The sequence below is a fragment of the Thermococcus sp. GR5 genome, assembly GCF_012027535.1.
Lineage (GTDB): Archaea > Methanobacteriota_B > Thermococci > Thermococcales > Thermococcaceae > Thermococcus > Thermococcus onnurineus.
Genome location: NZ_SNUN01000039.1, coordinates 1 through 394, shown reverse-complemented (window position 1 = coordinate 394; position 394 = coordinate 1). Strand labels below are relative to the sequence as shown.

General features: G+C 43.1%; 1 pseudogene. It reads right to left on the bottom strand.

From position 1 onward, the window contains the following. Positions 1 to 372 (bottom strand): annotated as a pseudogene (locus tag E3E33_RS10775) (TIGR04182 family glycosyltransferase); the annotation flags it as partial. Positions 373 to 394: the final 22 nt, after the last annotated feature.

Here is a 394-nt window from a genome sequence, read left to right as displayed (position 1 = left end):
CAATGAAGTAAGTAAATAATGACTAACACCACGAGACCATTCTGTAACAATATACACCCCACTTAAAACGCCGAGTGATAGAGCAATCATTCCAAAAAGATACAGATACCTTCCAGGATTGTACCGCACCATGAGCTCTATAATTGTCTTCCCAATCCTCCAACCGTCCTTGATGGGATGAAGGTTTGCCTTTCCTTTACGCTTGTAGTAGTTAATAGGAACCTCAGCAATACGGAACCCCTTGGCAATTGTCTCAACGGTTAGTTCGGTTTCAATTTCAAAACCGTGTTTCTCAAGTTCGACGTTCTTATAAAGTTCCCTTGTAAGGGCGCGGTAGCCGGTAAGAAGGTCATGAACCTCGACACCGTACATAAACCTGAAAAGGGCGTTGAAA